Annotated in this window: 16 protein-coding genes; 7 read left to right on the plus strand and 9 right to left on the minus strand. The window is 69.1% G+C overall.

All coding sequences use genetic code 11. From position 1 onward, the window contains the following. The first annotated feature begins 73 nt into the window (after nt 1-73). The 4 genes from Q8W67_RS08825 (at nt 74) to Q8W67_RS08840 (ending at nt 3,425) form a co-directional block, all read left to right on the plus strand. Nucleotides 74-853 carry a 1-acyl-sn-glycerol-3-phosphate acyltransferase gene (locus Q8W67_RS08825; RefSeq protein WP_305543855.1) on the plus strand — a complete coding sequence of 260 codons (780 nt, stop codon included), beginning with the start codon at nt 74-76 and terminating at the stop codon, nt 851-853. 150 nt (nt 854-1,003) lie between these two features. Continuing rightward, nucleotides 1,004-1,450, plus strand: a complete 447-nt coding sequence (locus Q8W67_RS08830; protein ID WP_305543858.1) for a hypothetical protein — start codon at nt 1,004-1,006, stop codon at nt 1,448-1,450. A gap of 122 nt (nt 1,451-1,572) precedes the next feature. Continuing rightward, nucleotides 1,573-2,679 carry a DUF2125 domain-containing protein gene (locus tag Q8W67_RS08835; protein WP_305543860.1) on the plus strand — a complete coding sequence of 369 codons (1,107 nt, stop codon included), beginning with the start codon at nt 1,573-1,575 and terminating at the stop codon, nt 2,677-2,679. A gap of 83 nt (nt 2,680-2,762) precedes the next feature. Beyond that, the gene (locus Q8W67_RS08840) at nt 2,763-3,425 is read left to right on the plus strand and encodes a phosphoribosylanthranilate isomerase (RefSeq protein WP_305543863.1); all 663 of its coding nucleotides are present in this window, start codon (nt 2,763-2,765) and stop codon (nt 3,423-3,425) included. A gap of 10 nt (nt 3,426-3,435) precedes the next feature. Here Q8W67_RS08840 and Q8W67_RS08845 read toward each other — a convergent pair whose 3' ends face one another. The 5 genes from Q8W67_RS08845 to Q8W67_RS08865 all read right to left on the minus strand — a co-directional run bounded on the left by Q8W67_RS08845 (nt 3,436) and on the right by Q8W67_RS08865 (nt 8,371). Further along, nucleotides 3,436-3,804, minus strand: coding sequence for a LapA family protein (locus tag Q8W67_RS08845; protein ID WP_305544174.1), 369 nt, complete (start codon nt 3,802-3,804; stop codon nt 3,436-3,438). A gap of 19 nt (nt 3,805-3,823) precedes the next feature. Beyond that, complete coding sequence (locus Q8W67_RS08850) at nt 3,824-4,135, minus strand: integration host factor subunit beta (protein ID WP_091785957.1); 312 nt, start codon at nt 4,133-4,135, stop codon at nt 3,824-3,826. Nucleotides 4,136-4,186: 51 nt separating this feature from the next. Beyond that, the gene (gene sppA, locus Q8W67_RS08855; RefSeq protein WP_305543872.1) at nt 4,187-5,149 is read right to left on the minus strand and encodes a signal peptide peptidase SppA; all 963 of its coding nucleotides are present in this window, start codon (nt 5,147-5,149) and stop codon (nt 4,187-4,189) included. A 313-nt stretch (nt 5,150-5,462) separates the two neighbouring features. Continuing rightward, nucleotides 5,463-7,175, minus strand: a complete 1,713-nt coding sequence (gene rpsA / locus Q8W67_RS08860; protein ID WP_305543875.1) for a 30S ribosomal protein S1 — start codon at nt 7,173-7,175, stop codon at nt 5,463-5,465. A 347-nt stretch (nt 7,176-7,522) separates the two neighbouring features. Next, nucleotides 7,523-8,371, minus strand: coding sequence for a transglutaminase family protein (locus Q8W67_RS08865; RefSeq protein ID WP_305543878.1), 849 nt, complete (start codon nt 8,369-8,371; stop codon nt 7,523-7,525). Nucleotides 8,372-8,694: 323 nt separating this feature from the next. On the opposite strand from Q8W67_RS08865, the gene serA reads away from it, so the two are divergent. Continuing rightward, entirely contained in the window at nt 8,695-9,945 is a 1,251-nt protein-coding gene (gene serA / locus Q8W67_RS08870; protein WP_305543882.1) for a phosphoglycerate dehydrogenase, read from the plus strand. A 167-nt stretch (nt 9,946-10,112) separates the two neighbouring features. Further along, on the plus strand, nt 10,113-10,586 hold the full coding sequence (locus Q8W67_RS08875; RefSeq protein WP_305543885.1) for a hypothetical protein: 474 nt from the start codon (nt 10,113-10,115) through the stop codon (nt 10,584-10,586). Between the two features lie 3 nt (nt 10,587-10,589). Here the strand turns inward: Q8W67_RS08875 and Q8W67_RS08880 are convergent, their stop codons facing one another. Further along, the gene (locus Q8W67_RS08880) at nt 10,590-10,742 is read right to left on the minus strand and encodes a hypothetical protein (RefSeq protein WP_305543888.1); all 153 of its coding nucleotides are present in this window, start codon (nt 10,740-10,742) and stop codon (nt 10,590-10,592) included. Between the two features lie 319 nt (nt 10,743-11,061). Between Q8W67_RS08880 and Q8W67_RS08885 the strand changes: the two genes are divergently transcribed. Beyond that, entirely contained in the window at nt 11,062-11,277 is a 216-nt protein-coding gene (locus Q8W67_RS08885; RefSeq protein WP_305544177.1) for a hypothetical protein, read from the plus strand. A gap of 64 nt (nt 11,278-11,341) precedes the next feature. Here Q8W67_RS08885 and Q8W67_RS08890 read toward each other — a convergent pair whose 3' ends face one another. The 3 genes from Q8W67_RS08890 to Q8W67_RS08900 all read right to left on the minus strand — a co-directional run bounded on the left by Q8W67_RS08890 (nt 11,342) and on the right by Q8W67_RS08900 (nt 13,413). Then, the gene (locus tag Q8W67_RS08890) at nt 11,342-11,674 is read right to left on the minus strand and encodes a hypothetical protein (protein WP_305543900.1); all 333 of its coding nucleotides are present in this window, start codon (nt 11,672-11,674) and stop codon (nt 11,342-11,344) included. A gap of 347 nt (nt 11,675-12,021) precedes the next feature. After that, the gene (locus Q8W67_RS08895; protein ID WP_305543903.1) at nt 12,022-12,600 is read right to left on the minus strand and encodes an NADPH-dependent FMN reductase; all 579 of its coding nucleotides are present in this window, start codon (nt 12,598-12,600) and stop codon (nt 12,022-12,024) included. A 99-nt stretch (nt 12,601-12,699) separates the two neighbouring features. After that, nucleotides 12,700-13,413 carry a cell wall anchor protein gene (locus Q8W67_RS08900; RefSeq protein WP_305543905.1) on the minus strand — a complete coding sequence of 238 codons (714 nt, stop codon included), beginning with the start codon at nt 13,411-13,413 and terminating at the stop codon, nt 12,700-12,702. Between the last annotated feature and the right edge of the window lie 94 nt (nt 13,414-13,507).

The raw sequence follows: 13,507 nt of genomic DNA on the forward strand, positions 1-13,507 counted from the left end.
ATCCGTCGAACCGGCCGCGCTTGGCCGCGGACGTCTGCCCGCGCTAGAGGGAACCGCCACGAAGCGGATCCCGATGCTCGCCCTGCGCTCTCTCACCTTCAACGTCTGCTTCTACGCCGTCACGACGCTGCTCGCGATCGGTGGCTTGCCCGCGGTGGTCTCCCACCGCGCAGTGCTGCGGCTGGCCCAAATCTGGGGACGGATCACCCTGTGGCTGCTGCGCGTGGTTGCCGGCACGCGGGTCGAGTTTCGCGGCCTCGAGAACATCCCGGAGGGGCCGCTGCTGATCGCGGCCAAGCACCAGTCGGCCCTGGAGACGCTGGCGCTCTGCACCCTGTTCCCGGACTTCGCCTATATCCTCAAGCGCGAGCTGCTGTTCATCCCGCTGATCGGCTGGTACCTGTCCCGCAGCGGCATGGTGGCGATCGACCGCTCCAGGGGCGCCCGGGCAATGAGCTTGATGAACGCCGCCGCTGCGAGTGCGATCGGCCAAGGCCGCCAACTCATCATCTTCCCCGAGGGGACGCGCCGCGCGGTCGGAGCTCCGCCGTCCTACAAACAGGGTCTATCGCACCTCTACGTGGCGTTGAAGGTGCCCTGCCTGCCGGTGGCGCTGAACACCGGCCTGTTCTGGTCACGCAACAGCCTCCTCCGCCGGCCCGGAACGGCCGTGATTCACTTTCTGGAGCCGATCCCGCCCGGACTGCCGCGCCAGGATTTCCAGGCCCTCGCGCAAGAGCGAATCGAGGCGGCCTCGAACGCCCTGGTGGAGGGCGGGCTTCACGGGCTCGCCGCCGAGGGCCATCCGGCTCCGGCCGCCGAGGCATCCGCCGCGGCTGCACCCCGGCGCTGAATATCCCGGCGCGTCGTGTCGGGATTCCTGGGTCGGAGCGCCGCGGTGTAGCGGCGTCTGGTGCTTGTGGATAACTCACCCGAACACCACATCCTTGCTGCGGAACGTCGCGCTTGACGCCTGTGGATATCGCGCGCTAGGTTGGAACAAATGGCGAACAGACGAGCCCTGTCCTGGTCGGCCGCGCTTCGCGACCTCAAGGACGATCGCACGCGGAGACAGGATGTGCGTGAAGAACGCCTCAAGACGACCGCCGGCCTGCGCGGTTCGCCCGCGCTCCCGCTCTCGGCGTGGCGCGGACGCTCGGGCCGCCGCTATGTGGTCGGGATCCATCCGGCCGGCGGCTTCGACCTTGACGAGATGGCGGAGGCGGTGGTGATCGCCGTGCGCCGCGACAATGCCGGCATTGCCGAGATGGTGTCGGTCGCGACCTCGGCCGAGAGCCCGCGCGACCACCTCCGGCGGACATGGCTCGACCGGGTTCGCCGCCGAGGTGCCACCGAGATGCATGTGCATCGCCTCGCCGAGGGCGAGGCCGAACGGGTGGCGATCGTTCAGGACCTGCAGGTCGATACGATCGAGCCGGCACAGGTCTGACCCGGAAGGGGTCTCGGTCACGGTCGACCGGGGCCGGTTCCGCCCCAGTTTCGCCCCGTGCGTGGCCTCAAGGCGGGGTCGTAAGGCCCCTGAGCGGGGCGCGTGGTGGGGGAATGGGACGCATGACGCAGGATCGGACGCAGCCGGGCAGCGGCGCGCAGGCGTTGCCGTCGCGGACTTCAGGGCGTTTCCGGATCGGGTTGTTCCTGCCCTACATCTTGCTGGCGCTCGTCGCGGTCGCTTGGTCGGCCGGCTGGTTCTGGATCCGCGGTCGCGCGGCGAGTGAGATCGACGGCTGGGTTGCCCGCGAGGCGGCGGCCGGCCGCAACTGGACCTGTGCCGACCGGAGGCTTGCCGGCTACCCGTTCCGGATCGAGCTGCGCTGCAGCGCCGTCACCCTCGAGCGCTCCGACGGCCGGTTCCGACTCGGCCCGTCCACCGCGGTGGCGCAGATCTACGAGCCGCGCCTCGTCCTGTTCGAAAGCGCTGGACCCTTCCATGTCGAGCAGGGCGCGCTGAGCGGGGAGGTAACCTGGAGCGGGATCCAAGGTAGCTTCCACGGCGCCTCGGATGGCTTCAGTCGCGTCTCCCTTGTGGTGGACCGTCCGAACGTCACCGTCACCGGGGCCGATCCCGGACCGATCTCGGTCGCGGGCCGGCACCTGGAGCTGCATGGTAGGCCGACGCCCGGACGTTACGAATCCGAAGGGGCAGTCGACGTGAGCCTGCGCTTCGCGCAGGCCGAGGTTCCGCAACTCGACGCGCTCACCGGCAACCCGGCTCCGGCCGACCTATCGCTCGATGCGATCCTCACTCATGCGACCGTGCTGAGGACTGGGGCGGTGGCGCGGGAACTCGATCGCTGGCGCGGCGCCGGCGGCGCTCTCGATCTCACGTCCCTGTCGCTCGCCAAGGGCGCTCAGCGCGTCCAGGCGACGGGCGAACTCGCGCTGGACGCCGCTCACCGTCCCGCCGGGCAGCTCGACCTTCGGGCTGCGGGCGTCGATGCTTTGGTGGGCAGCATCGTCGGTCAGCGCTTCGGGTCGGACAAGGGCGCCCTGGTCGGCCAGCTCGTGGGCGGTCTCCTGGGCCTGAGCCGACAGCCCGGCCCGGACGCGCGGGCGGATGCTGAGCCGCTGAAGCCCCTTCCGCCCCTCAAGCTCGTCAACGGGCGTCTGGTCTTCAGCGGATTTCCGATTCCGAACGTCTACCTGCCGGCCCTGTACTAGACGGCCTCCGCCCTCGACCCGCGTGCGGGAAAAGATGCGGAACCGGCTCTGATCGTAATCCCGCGATCGGCTATAACGCGCCCATGACTTCGAAAACGATCCCGCCGGCCCGCATCAAGATCTGCGGCCTCAGCACCGCCGCCACCCTGGCGGCCGCGCTCGATGCCGGCGTGGACTGGATCGGTCTGGTGCATTTCCCGCGCAGCCCGCGGCACGTGGACTTCGCCCGGGCCGCCGCCCTGTCGGCCCTCGCCCGCGGGCGGGCCCAGCGCGTGGTCCTGCTGGTCGATCCGGACGACGCCCTGGTGACGGCCGCCATCGAGTCCGCTGATCCGGACCTGATCCAGCTGCATGGTCATGAGAGCCCCGCCCGCGTCGCGGCTGTTCGTGCCCTGGCCAAGCGCCCAGTGATGAAGGCGCTGGGTGTCGAGACCCGCGCGGACCTGGAAAGCGTGCCGGCCTACGCCGCCGTCGCCGACCGGATCCTGCTGGACGCCAAGGCGCCGCCCGAGGCCGCTCTGCCCGGGGGCAACGGCCGTTGCTTCGACTGGACGATCCTCACGGGCGCCGATCTGCCGCCGGGCACGATGCTGTCGGGCGGCCTCGATGCCGGGAATGTCGGTGCGGCGCTCGCTCGCACCGGGCTCGGTGCGGTCGACGTCTCCTCGGGTGTGGAATCCGCGCCCGGCGTCAAGGACCCGGACAGGATCGCGGCCTTCGTGGCGGCCGTCCGCGCCTCTGGCTGAAGGCGGCGCGCTAGCGCGGTGCCGGCAGAGCTGTGCGGTTCGTGTTGGGAACCGTGTAGGGGCCGGGCGTCTCGCTGTCCGGCGCGTACGCGCGCAGCCGCGTCGCCTCCCGCTCGTAGCGGTTCGCCTCGCGCCGATGGTAGCGGGCGCGAGCGCGGGTCGTGCCCTGGCCGAGCCATGTGAACACGCCGCCGACCACGATGCCCAGGGCCACGGCGCCGAACAGGATCGCGTAGAGCGGCAGGTCGACACTGAACACGGGGGCATCCGCGGTGAACGGATCGAAGGAGAGCTGCACCGGCGCTCGGTTTGCGACCGCCAGCAGGATCACCAATGCGGCGATCGGCAGGAGCAGGAGGCTCTTCAGGAAACGGATCATCGCGCTCACAGACCTCTTCCTATTCGGCTGCCGACGCGCTCTCGCCGATGCCGGCGGCGTTGAGGCGCTGACGCATCTCCTTCCCGGTCTTGAACACGGGGATCGCCTTCTCGGACACGGCAACGGCCGCACCGGTGCGCGGGTTGCGTCCCCGCCGCGCTTCACGGCGCTTGACCGAGAAGGCGCCGAAGCCGCGCAGCTCCACCCGGTCGCCCCGGGCCAGAGCGTCCGAGATGGTGTCGAGGATCGCGTTGACCAGGATCTCGACGTCACGTTGGTAGAGATGCGGGTTCTGCTCGGCGATCTTGAGGACGAGCTCCGACTTGATCATGGCGTCTGCGTCTTCTCGCGGGATCGGGGCGGGCTTCGTGGACGGGGGCGCTCAGGGCTCCGGTCGCCACAGGACGAGCAGGCCGCCGCTGGCGGTCTCGGCCTGGGCGCCGACGGCCCGCAGGCGCGCGGCGAGGCCTTCGAGACCCAGGAGGTCTGCACCGATGCCGGCCGCCGACCAGAGCGAGAAATCACTCTCCCTGCGGGGCTTCCAGTCCTTGACCGGGAGATCCTTCGGGACGCCGCGGGTCGTCTCCAGCCACGCCACGGCCTGACGCTCGCCGCCCAGTTCATCCACGAGCTTGAGGGGTACGCTCTGGCGGCCGCTGAACACCCTTCCGTCAGACACGGCCGTGATCTGGTTCGCGTCCATGCCCCGGCGCTCGACCACCAAACCCTTGAACCAAGCGTAGGTGTCGCCGACCACGGCTGCGAGGGCAGCGCGCGCCTCCGGGGTAGTCGGCGTGAAGCCCGACGGCTCGGCCTTGAGCGGCGAGGACTTAACCGACTCGACCTTGACCCCGACCTTGTCCAAGAGCCCCGAAAGATCCGGGTACTGGAACAGGACGCCGATCGAGCCGACCAGGCTGGTTTCGCGGGCGACGATATGGTCCGCCGCAATGGCGGTGATGTAGGCGCCTGACGCCGCGGTACCATCCACGAAAGCGACCAGCGGCTTCTTGGCGGCCAGCGCACGCAGGTTGCGGAAAATCTCTTCCGAACCGGTGGTGGTCCCGCCGGGCGAGTTGATCGAGACGACCACACCCTTCACGACATCGGAATCCCCGACCCGCTGCATCAGCTTGGCGGTCGATTCGCTGCCGGCGATGAAGCCCGAGACGGAGATGCGGGCGATCTGCGGCCGCACCGCGAACGCGCCATCGGCGCCGGTCCGGACCCGGTAGCCGAGGGCGCCCACCGCCACGATCAGGCCGCCGACCCCGACCACACGCCAGAGGGACAGCTTGCGGCGCAGGCGCCGCCGGTCGATCAGCAGTTCGGCGTCGGCTGCCATGCGTACGCTTCCCCTCGCCTCCCCGGTCAACCCCGTCAGGGGTGCGGGGGTGAGGCCCCGCGCCGGGCAAGTCCTTGGTTTCCTTCGGCTCGCGCGGCCAGAGACACGCGAGGCCGGTGTTCTAGAGCATTTTCCGCGGGCCTGGATATGGGCCGTGCGAAGAAAATGCGTCGACGTCTCGCCGCGGCCCCGACGCGTTGCACGGCAGCGGGGTGAGGCACGAAAAAAAGACCCGCGCGGGACTGGTGTCCCACGCGAGTCCTGAGCTTCCGGAAGCCGCCGCCCGGCTGAGCCGGGCAGCGGGAACCAACTCTCACTCGTCGTCGGTGCGAGCCTTCTTGAAGGCCGCGCCGAGGATGTCACCGAGCGAGGCGCCGGAATCGGCGGAGCCGAACTGGGCCATCGCTTCCTTCTCCTCGGCGACTTCCAGGGCCTTGATCGAGACCTGGACGCGGCGGGCCTTGCGGTCGAACTGGACCACCCGGGCGTCGAACTTCTCGCCGGCGGCGAAACGCTCGGGACGCTGGTCGCCCCGGTCGCGGGCGAGCTCGGCGCGGCGGATGAAGGTGGTCATGTCGGTGTCGACGATCTTCGCCTCGACGCCCGAATCCTTCACCTCGACGACCTCGCAGGTGACGATCTGGCCCTTCTTGATCTCGCCGGCCTCGGCGAAGGGGTCACCGCCGAGCTGCTTCACGCCCAGCGAGATCCGCTCCTTCTCGACATCGACGTCGAGAACCTGGGCGCGGACCATGTCGCCCTTCTTGAACTCCTCGATGACCTGCTCGCCGGGACGGTTCCAGTCGAGATCCGACAGGTGGACCATGCCGTCGACATCGCCCTCGAGGCCGATGAACAGGCCGAACTCGGTCTTGTTCTTCACCTCGCCCTCGACCTCGGAACCGACCGGGTGCTTCTCGGAGAAGGCCTCCCAGGGGTTCTGCAGGGTCTGCTTGAGGCCGAGCGAGATGCGGCGCTTGACCGGGTCGACTTCCAGGATCTGAACCTCGACCTCCTGGGAGGTGGAAACGATCTTGCCCGGATGGACGTTCTTCTTGGTCCAGCTCATCTCGGAGACGTGGATCAGGCCCTCGATCCCCGGCTCCAGCTCCACGAAGGCGCCGTAATCGGTGATGTTGGTCACGCGGCCCTTGAGCTTGGCACCCTCCGGGTAGCGGGCGGCGATGCCCTCCCACGGATCGGCGAGCAGCTGCTTGATGCCGAGCGAGATGCGGTGCGTCTCGTGGTTGATCTTGATGATCTTGACCTTGACCGTCTGGCCGATGGTCACGACCTCGGACGGGTGGTTCACGCGGCGCCACGCCATGTCGGTGACGTGCAGCAGGCCGTCGATGCCGCCGAGATCGACGAAGGCGCCGTACTCGGTGATGTTCTTGACGACGCCGTCGATGACCTGGCCTTCCTCGAGGTTGGCCACCAGCTCCGAGCGCTGCTCGGCGCGGCTCTCCTCGAGGACGGTGCGGCGCGACACGACGATGTTGCCGCGGCGACGGTCCATTTTGAGGATCTGGAACGGCTGCGGGGTGCCGAGCAGCGGGGTGACGTCGCGGACCGGGCGGATGTCAACCTGCGAGCGCGGCAGGAACGCCACGGCGCCGTCGAGGTCGACGGTGTAGCCGCCCTTGACTTGGTTGAAGATCGTGCCGGTGACGCGGTCGTTGTTCTCGAACGACTTCTCAAGCTTGACCCAGCTCTCCTCGCGGCGCGCCTTGTCGCGCGAGATCACGGCTTCGCCGAGCGCGTTCTCGATCCGGTCGACGTAGACCTCGACCTCGTCGCCGATCTTCAGCTCACCCTCACGGCCGGGGCCGGTGAATTCCTTGAGCGCGACACGGCCTTCCGTCTTGGCGCCGATGTCGATGACGGCCACGTCCTTCTCGATCGCGACGACGCGACCCTTGACGACGGAGCCTTCGGTGATCTCGTGTTCGAGGAAGCTCTCCTCGAGGAGGGCTGCGAAATCCTCGCGGCTCGGGCCACGCCCCAGAGCGGTACCTGCGGTCATTCTGTCTCCTGAACGGCCTCCAGCGGAGGCCCGTTGCGTCGGCGGCTCGCGTTGCACGCACCCCCGTTCGCCGCGACCGCTCCCTTTGTCTTTCGGGAGAGGCGACCGGTCCCCTGGGAGCCGGCTTGCCGACGCGTCGATACGGATGACGAGGGCGGTCCAGCCGGCGGCCCGGCGGACGCGAGAAGACGAGCGCGAGAGCGGATCCGGGAGGACGCGCGCTCCATACAGCATCGGGCCTGCGACTTCAACCGAAACGCTTTTCCGATGCGCGGGCCGGCCGGAGCCGCGGTCCCGCTTCGCGTCTGCGCGGGGCCAGCCAACGAAACATCAGGGCGGCCGTGGGCTCAGGCTGCCTTGGCCCAGGCGTTGCGGGTATCCATCACCTCGTCGGTGTGCACGTCAAACCGCACCAGATGCGCCGTGCCGAAACTGGTCGTCAGCGCGCAATCGGCGGCGTCTCGCCCGCGGGCCATGACGATCCGGGCGATCCGCGGGCGGTTGTGCCGGGCGTCGAACGTATACCAGCGGCCGCCCTCGGCACCATCGAGATAGACCTCGAACCAGGCGGAGAAGTCCATCGGCGCCGGATCCTTCGGCCCCCCGATGTCGCCGAGGTAGCCGGTGGCATAGCGGGCCGGAATATTCATGCACCGGCACAGGGTGATCGCAAGATGCGCGAAGTCCCGGCAGACGCCGACCCGCTGCGTATAACCGTCGAAGGCCGTGCGCGTCGCGTCCGCCTGCTTGTAGTCGAAGCGCAGGCGGTCGTTTACGAAATCGAGGATCGCCTGCACCCGCGCCCATCCCTCGGGCGTGCCACCGAACAGCGACCACGCGATCCCCGAGAGCTTGTCCGTGTCACAGTAGCGCGAGCCGAGCATGTACATCAGTACGTCATCGGGCAGTGCAGCCACCGGGATCTGGCGGGCATCCGGGACCTGGTCGTCCGGCAGCCCGCTATCGGCGATGGTGAAGTCGGCCGACAGGGTGATGCGGCCGCCGGGGGCGACGATCCGGGTGCAGACGTTGCCGAAGGCGTCGACATGCTGGCGCGCCGGGACCGGCGGATCGAACGCGATCACCTCCGGGGTGACGAGATCGCCCCGGCGCTCCGGCCGCACATTCAGGAGCAGGTTCATCGGCGTCGGGCCGAACGTGACGAAGGCGATCGTGAAGCCGGTGTGGACGTGCATCTTGGACAACCGTGGACGGGACCGGCGACGAGCCGTGTCGAGGGGCGGGCGACTGATCTATGGCGCCCGATAAACCTCAAGTGGGCCACGGGTTCCGTTGCGCGTTCCTGTTTCCGCCGGACCCGGTGCCCGACCACGCGGCACGGCTCGGACGGCGCGATCGGTGTCCGCCGGGATGCGCGTGCGCGGTGCAGCCCTGCCGTGTCCGGCGCCTTGTTGCAACGCACAGGGCAGCCTCGTATCGCTCCGGGCAACCCGGATTCGCAGGCCGGCTGCCGCAAGCCGCCGCACGGGTCCGCCCCGCCGCCAGACGAACGACGCCCATGATCCCCGACAAGCTCTCCCTGCCGAAGGACAAGATCCGGGTCCTGCTGCTTGAGGGCATCAACGACAGCGCCGTCGGGCTGATGCAGGCGGCCGGCTACACCAATCTGACCCGACTTCCGAAGGCGCTGGATCGGGAGGCCCTGCACGAGGCGCTGCAGGGCGTGCACATGCTGGGCATCCGTTCACGCACCCAGCTCGACGCGGCCGCCTTCGAGGCGGCAGACCGACTGCTCGCAGTGGGCTGCTTCTCGGTCGGCACCAATCAGGTCGACCTGGAGGCGGCGCGCCACCGCGGCATCCCGGTGTTCAACGCGCCGTTCTCCAACACCCGCTCGGTGGCAGAACTGACGATCGGCGAGATCGTGATGCTGCTGCGCCGGATTGTGCCGCGCTCGGTGGGCGCCCATGCGGGCCGTTGGGACAAGTCGGCGGTGGGATCCCTGGAGGTACGCGGCAAGACACTGGGCATCGTCGGCTACGGCAATATCGGCACGCAGCTCTCGACGCTCGCCGAGGCGATGGGGATGCGCGTCCTATTCTACGACCACACCGACAAGCTGCGCCACGGCAACACGGAGCCGACCGAGACCCTCCACGACCTGCTCGCGCAGAGCGACGTGGTCTCACTGCATGTGCCCGAGACCGAGGCCACCGCCAACATGATCGGAGCGGCCGAGATCCGGGCGATGAAGCCGGGCGCCTTCCTGATCAACAACGCGCGCGGTACCGTGGTCGATCTCGACGCCCTCGCGTCGGCCCTGCGCGACGGCCATCTCAAGGGTGCGGCCGTCGACGTGTTCCCGTTGGAGCCCGGCTCTAACGCGGAGCCGTTCGTGAGCCCGCTCCAGGGTATCGAGAACGTGATCCTGACGCCGCATATCGGCGGCTCGACCGAGGAGGCCCAGGAGCGCATCGGCGCCGAGGTCGCCCGCAAGCTCGTGGACTATTCCGATATCGGCTCCACCGTCGGCGCCGTGAACTTTCCGCAGGTGCAGCTGCCGGCCCGGCCGACGGGCACGCGCTTCATTCACGTTCAGCGCAACCTCCCGGGAATGCTCGGGCGCCTCAACGACGTGTTCTCCCGCAGCCACGTGAACATCGCGGCCCAGTTCTATCAGACCGACGGCGAGGTCGGTTACGTGGTGCTGGAGACCGACGCCACGAACGCCGATGCCGAGGCGCTGCTCATCCAGATCCGGGCCATCCCCGGCACGATCCGGGCGCGGCTGCTCTACGAGCGCCGCTGAACGGACTGCCCTTCCGCCTTGGCGCGGACGAGCGCGGGGAATTTAAAGCCGGCGTGGCCGAACGCGGCCGCTGTTGCCGCGTTCGTCTTGCGCGGCGGCCTCGGGGGCTGTTCAAGTCATGGCCGACCGTCCTGCTGATGGATCGGCCGACCGGCGGAGGATTTACGGTGACGAAGCGTATTGTGTGCGCATGGGCCTCTGTTGCCCTCGGCCTCACCGGGACAATCGCGGGCGTCTCCGACGCCTCCGCGGATTGCCTGCGCCGGATCTACAACCGCTCGAGCTACGTCCTCGTCGCCCGCCAGGACGGAGGACCGCCCGCCACCCTGCTCCCCGGTAGGTCCCTCCCGGTGCGCCTGTCGCAGCCGGGCCAGTTCGAGCTGGCGGCCTATTGCGGCCTTCCGGAAGCCGGCGGGACGCCGGTCACGCAGGCGCGCTTCGGCTACGAGGCCGTGCTCGACCGCTGCTTCGTGCGCTTCGGGACCGACCTGTTCACGCCCCAACTCGGCCGCGGCTTCTTCGGCGCGCAGGAGACCGCCCCGTTCACGGTGAACAACCCACGGCAGGGCGACATCATCCTCGGTCCCTCGGCCCTGCCCGCCTGCGCGGTGCCGGGGGCAGTTCTCAGCCGGCGCGGCTGAACCTCAGACGTAGTGCCGGAACACGACCCGCCCGTCCTCCGCGGCCCCGGGCGGTGCCGCCGCCACCGGCCCGATGAGAGGACTGGCGAGCCGCAGTGCAATCAGGCCGAAGGCCGCGAGCACCGGGGCGACGTATCGGAACGGGCGAGCGAGCATGGGCGCCTCCGGCGCGACGTTGCTGCCTCCGAAGATGTCCGGAGTGCAGCCCTGACGCGCAACCGGAGCATCCCATCTCCGCGCCCGATCTGGCGTGTCGAAACGCACATCGATCACGTGAAGCCGACCCGCGACCTGTGGTGAGGCGCTCGATGGACCGGCCCGCGGTTACGGTCGTCTGAATGCGTCCTCCGGGTCGCTGGCGTGTGCGGCGGTGCGCTCCTATGGTGCCCCGGTGGGGGCCGACCGGGCATCGCACCGCGCGGACCGCGAGGTCGCACCCCTTCGCGGAATCGACAGCGTGAACAAGGACGCGCGTATGCTCACCCAGACTGGAAACACGATCCTGCGGGGCGATCTCGGCGTCGAGGAGACCATCGAGTCCGACAACATCGTCCGGTGGGATGGCGAGCGGCTCTACGTCGAGCAGGACGTCTACCACAACGGCCAGCTCGTTCACCGCAAATACCGCCGCACCGTGACCGAGCCGGTCGCCCGGGTGCTCTGGACGATCATCAACCGCGCCAAGCAGTGATCGCCCTGCGGTGACACGATCCGGCGCGGCTCGCCCGCGTTGGACGAGCGCGCGGCCGCTCGGGCTACGCCGCGACCGCGTTCAGGGGCTCGACGCTCGACAAGGGGGCCGGCCGGACAGCGTCCAGACGGCTATGGGCGTTGTCGAAGGCGGCCCGGACTGTGGCGCTGGCATCCTCCACCGCGATCAAAACCGCCAGCTTCTGGGCGGTGGTGCGGTCCGCGATGGTGCGGGCCGCCGAGATCAGAGCATGTTCCAGGCTGAGGAGTTCGGCCTCGGGGTCCTTGCCCGTCTCCCGCGTTGCGGCCGCGAGCCGCCCGAGCACGGCCTCAAGGGCGTGACGGAGGACAAGGGTGCGCACACGCTCCTGAAGGAGCGCCCTCTCGTCGATCTTCATCGGAATAGGTCCGTTTTCGGGAACGGGACCAAGATCTCACACTTGCGCGGATCGTGCAGCCACCTTTTTGCAACAGGGCTATACAGTCTCGTCGTCGAAAGTATCCGCGCTATCGAGGCCGCAATGGCCGCGGTTGAGGAAGATGATCTGTCTATTGCCGCAAAATGGCGCGCGTACTGAGAGGCTGACGGCCAATTGTGGATTTTTTAGACTGCGAGGGGTTGTGAATTGATGCGCGTACGATTCATCCAATGGGGCCGACGCTCGACGGACCGGGGAAGCACGGCGTGGAAGAGGTCGTGCCGGCGGCGTGGGTTCGATCGCGACCGCCGTGCCGCCGACAGCACTCAATACGGCGTTCCGCGCTGGCGCCGCTCGTGCAGCGCCTCGGCGTACCATTCCAGCTCGTCCAGGAACCGGCCTGCGGCCTCTTCAAGCCACGCCTCCGCGGGCGCGCCGTCGCGGTCGAGCGCCGTCTGGAGGCGGGGGATCGGCAGGAGCGAGGGAATGCTGGGCATGCCCATCTCGGCGAGCATCGCACGCAGGGGCATCGCGGCCCGGACGCCGCCGAACTGGCCGGCCGAATAGCAGCAGATCGCGGACGGCCGCCAGAAATACTCTTCCAGGAAGTGGTCGAGCGTGTTCGAGAGCGCCGGTGGGACCCCGTGGTTGTATTCGGCCGAGACCACCAGGAAGGCGTCCGCGCTGCGGTAGAGGGTGGCGAGGCGCTTCAGCGGGGCCGGCGCGGTCCCGGCCGGGAATTCCTTGTACATCCGGTCGAGGAGCGGAAGTGCCAGCTCGGCGGGATCGACCAGCGGCGCGGCATGGCCACGCGCCTCGAGCCGGGCGACGAGGAAGCGGGCCGCGCGGATGCCGATGCGGTCGGAGCGGATGCTCCCAAGGATCACGGGCACGGTCAGGGGCATGGCGATCTCCGGTTCGACCGATCATGCCTGAGGGCGGCTCGCCGCTCCAGGGGCTGAGTCCGCCGCGGCGGCGCCTCTGTCCTGCCGCGGGCCGACGGTTCAGGCTTTCGGCGTGCTCGTGAGCGCGGAGGCTGCGAGACCGACCGGTCCGCCGCTGGCGTAAGCGGCGATCGCCTTCGTGACCTGCTGCAGGATGGATTGCAGGCCGTCCTCGAGACTGCTCGACGTCCCCGTGCCGGCGGTCGTGGTCGATGCCGAAGCGGCGGCGCTGCTGCCGTCCGATTGGCGGGGGTCCGTGCTGTCCGTGGAGTCCGATGCGGCGGGGCGCCCGTGATGACCGTGACGGTGATGGACCGGTGCGGCATCCCCCGATACTTGGCTGGGATCCGCCCCGACGGTGGACGAGGACCCATCGGCGGCGCTCGTCGAATCCGTGGAGGGCGCGAGACCGCCCTGCACGCCGATCTGGCTGTAATCGGACTGCACCTGAAGCAGCGAGGCCATCAGGTCGCTCGACAATGCCGGGCCGGAGGCCGAGCCGGCCGTCGGCGTCGTACCGCCCGTCCCCGCTGTCGCACTCGTGTTCTGGCTCGCCGCGGCGAACGCCGTCGCGTCGAGTTGCGGCGCTGCGGCGGCCCGCGTCTGCCGCAAGGCTGTGACGAGATCTCTCTGAAGGCTGCTGCTTGTGACCGAACCGACTGACATGTGGCGCCCTCGCGAACTCTCGCCTGGGTGCAGGCATGGCGCGTTCCAGATTTTTCCTTTTGATTTCAAGCCCCGGACCGGGCGCCGAACCGGCAGGATCGGCCGCACGGCAGATTCTGCCGGTCGAGGGTGGATGATCTGCGGGCGGCGAGGCCGACATCGACCGTATCGCGCAGCCGCCGGCCGCGCGCATCCGGCCATC

Origin of the sequence: Methylobacterium sp. NEAU K, from assembly GCF_030700285.1 — a bacterium.
Lineage (GTDB): Bacteria > Pseudomonadota > Alphaproteobacteria > Rhizobiales > Beijerinckiaceae > Methylobacterium.

Excerpts from the sequence above, each read along its gene's own strand:
- Q8W67_RS08825 (WP_305543855.1), top strand. The coding sequence starts at position 74 with ATGCTCGCCCTGCGCTCTCTCACCTTCAACGTCTGCTTCTACGCCGTC.
- Q8W67_RS08830 (WP_305543858.1), top strand. The coding sequence starts at position 1,004 with ATGGCGAACAGACGAGCCCTGTCCTGGTCGGCCGCGCTTCGCGACCTC.
- Q8W67_RS08835 (WP_305543860.1), top strand. The coding sequence starts at position 1,573 with ATGACGCAGGATCGGACGCAGCCGGGCAGCGGCGCGCAGGCGTTGCCG.
- Q8W67_RS08840 (WP_305543863.1), top strand. The coding sequence starts at position 2,763 with ATGACTTCGAAAACGATCCCGCCGGCCCGCATCAAGATCTGCGGCCTC.
- Q8W67_RS08845 (WP_305544174.1), bottom strand. The coding sequence starts at position 3,804 with ATGATCCGTTTCCTGAAGAGCCTCCTGCTCCTGCCGATCGCCGCATTG.
- Q8W67_RS08850 (WP_091785957.1), bottom strand. The coding sequence starts at position 4,135 with ATGATCAAGTCGGAGCTCGTCCTCAAGATCGCCGAGCAGAACCCGCAT.
- sppA (WP_305543872.1), bottom strand. The coding sequence starts at position 5,149 with ATGGCAGCCGACGCCGAACTGCTGATCGACCGGCGGCGCCTGCGCCGC.
- rpsA (WP_305543875.1), bottom strand. The coding sequence starts at position 7,175 with ATGACCGCAGGTACCGCTCTGGGGCGTGGCCCGAGCCGCGAGGATTTC.
- Q8W67_RS08865 (WP_305543878.1), bottom strand. The coding sequence starts at position 8,371 with ATGCACGTCCACACCGGCTTCACGATCGCCTTCGTCACGTTCGGCCCG.
- serA (WP_305543882.1), top strand. The coding sequence starts at position 8,695 with ATGATCCCCGACAAGCTCTCCCTGCCGAAGGACAAGATCCGGGTCCTG.
- Q8W67_RS08880 (WP_305543888.1), bottom strand. The coding sequence starts at position 10,742 with ATGCTCGCTCGCCCGTTCCGATACGTCGCCCCGGTGCTCGCGGCCTTC.
- Q8W67_RS08885 (WP_305544177.1), top strand. The coding sequence starts at position 11,062 with ATGCTCACCCAGACTGGAAACACGATCCTGCGGGGCGATCTCGGCGTC.
- Q8W67_RS08890 (WP_305543900.1), bottom strand. The coding sequence starts at position 11,674 with ATGAAGATCGACGAGAGGGCGCTCCTTCAGGAGCGTGTGCGCACCCTT.
- Q8W67_RS08895 (WP_305543903.1), bottom strand. The coding sequence starts at position 12,600 with ATGCCCCTGACCGTGCCCGTGATCCTTGGGAGCATCCGCTCCGACCGC.